Consider the following 1,964-nt stretch of genomic DNA (forward strand, 5'->3'; position numbering starts at 1 on the left):
GCCCACCGCACCCCAGAATCCCAGGGGACGGGCGCGCCGCCCGGGGGAGCGGCGAGGGAATCAACCGCCCAGGGGAGTACGGCCGAACAACGCCAGCAACCGCTCCTGATCAGCGGCCCCCTCTGGAAGGACGCGCTCCGGACCCACCTTCCCCGCCGCACGCCCGCGCGACGCGAATTCTCTGGCCGTCTCCAGCGCGGCCGCCACCAGATCCGCCTCGAACACGACCTCCTGCCCAGTCGCCTGCGCCAGATCCCACGTGTGGACGAGCAACTCCACCGGAGAGTGCTCCAGCCACTCACTCACCGTGACGACATCCCCGAACCCCAGCGTGATCCGCCGCGCCAGCGCCTCCGCGGTCAGCTCCGCCGTCATCCGCGCACGCACCGCACGCCAGCTCGCCACCGGGTCCTCACCGGCCACCTCGCGCCAGTCCGGATCGTCCTGGGGGAGCGGCAGCCCCGCCGCCCGCAGCTCCACCACCAGCAGCCCCGCCGTCACATGCCCCGCCACGTCGATCGCGCACCAGCCCTCGCACGGCGACGGCGACAGCCACCGATCCGGCGGCACCGCCACCAGCACCGCCTCGAAACCGTCCAACGCGCGAACGAAACGCTCAGGAATCACGACGCCACACCGCCCGGCTCGGATCGTCGCCGACTGCGAACGCCCGCACTCTAACCCCCGCGACCACCCCGGCACACCACTCCGCTGATCATGAGGTCTACTTAACATAATGTACATTATCGACCAACGATCACGGAGTGCTGAAAGCGGGGCGAACCGGTCGGTTTCAGGTGTCGGTGTCGTGTCCGGTGTCGAGCGTGATCCAGTAACGGTCCTCGCCGTGGGCGCGGCCGTCGTGGACGCCGCCGTTCGCGACGATCACGCGACGCGACGGCTCGTTGCCCACGGCGCACGTCAGCAGGACGCGATCCAGGCCCAGGCCGCGGCATTCGGCCAGGCCCGCCGTGAGCATCCGCGTGGCGTGGCCCCGCCGCCGCCGCGCCGGGACGACGTGGTAGCCGATGTGGCCGCCGACCTCGGCGAGCTCGGGCGTCAGCCGGTGCCGCACGATCAGCGTGCCGAGGTAATGCTCGTCCGACACGTACCAGAACGTGCTGCAGGGCACGTTCCAGCGGGTCCGCATGCCGCGGCGCTCGGCGACGAACGCGCCGAAATCCTCGCGGGCCGGGTCGAGCCAGCCGGTCGGCGCGCCGCTGTCCAGGCAGTCGGCCCACTCCCCGGCCAGGAACGACTCGCGCACCGCCGTCGTCGGCCGGACGAGCCGCGGCGGCTGGAGAAGATCGTTCACAGGTCCGAGTATCCCCCGTTCCGGCCGCGCGGGCCGGCCGCGGGGCGTCCGGCGGGAAGGAACGCGAAGGATGTCGAACCGGACAGAAGCCAAATTCTGTATGGTGTACGGCGTTTTGGTGACCGCGTGGTCCATCGCCACGGATCGGCGGCGGACCACGCGATCGGCCCGTGTCTCCTCGTCAGGTCACGCGTTCAAGATCAACATCTGACCGGTGGGTGGACAGGGCCGTTGACGGGACGGGGCGGAGGCGTCCCCGGGGTCGGCGTGTTCGTAGGGTGAGCGGCATGGGCGTGCTGCGGTCGGTGGGGTTGTTCGTGGTCGCCGCGCTGGCCGAGATCGGTGGGGCGTGGCTGGTGTGGCAGGGGTGGCGTGAGGAGCGCGGCCTGGTGTGGATCGCGGCGGGTGTGCTGGCGTTGGGCGCGTACGGGTTCGCGGCGACGTTCCAGCCCTCCCCCGATTTCGGGCGGATCCTGGCGGCCTACGGTGGGGTGTTCGTGGCGGGGTCGCTGGCGTGGGGTGTGGTGGTGGACGGTTTCCGTCCCGACCGGTGGGACGTCGCCGGTGCGGTGGTGTGCCTGGCGGGGGTGGCCGTGATCATGTATGCGCCGCGGGGCTGATGCCGCTCCCCCGGTCCCCTCCCCTCTCC

General features: G+C 71.4%; 3 protein-coding genes. 1 reads left to right on the forward strand and 2 read right to left on the reverse strand.

Going from position 1 to position 1,964, the window contains the following annotated elements:
- Window positions 1-60: 60 nt before the first annotated feature.
- Window positions 61-600 (reverse strand): TIGR03086 family metal-binding protein, encoded by a 540-nt coding sequence (locus tag ETD83_RS41540; RefSeq protein WP_171064744.1) that lies wholly within the window; start codon window positions 598-600, stop codon window positions 61-63.
- A gap of 193 nt (window positions 601-793) precedes the next feature.
- Complete coding sequence (locus ETD83_RS41545; RefSeq protein WP_205718186.1) at window positions 794-1,315, reverse strand: GNAT family N-acetyltransferase; 522 nt, start codon at window positions 1,313-1,315, stop codon at window positions 794-796.
- A gap of 287 nt (window positions 1,316-1,602) precedes the next feature.
- On the opposite strand from ETD83_RS41545, the gene ETD83_RS41550 reads away from it, so the two are divergent.
- Window positions 1,603-1,935, forward strand: coding sequence for a YnfA family protein (locus ETD83_RS41550; RefSeq protein ID WP_138650723.1), 333 nt, complete (start codon window positions 1,603-1,605; stop codon window positions 1,933-1,935).
- Window positions 1,936-1,964 lie beyond the last annotated feature (29 nt).

It is taken from the genome of Actinomadura soli (assembly GCF_005889715.1).
GTDB lineage: Bacteria > Actinomycetota > Actinomycetes > Streptosporangiales > Streptosporangiaceae > Spirillospora > Spirillospora soli.

Bases quoted from the DNA above. Each gene is read 5' to 3' on its own strand.
- ETD83_RS41550 (WP_138650723.1), top strand. From the start codon at position 1,603: ATGGGCGTGCTGCGGTCGGTGGGGTTGTTCGTGGTCGCCGCGCTGGCC.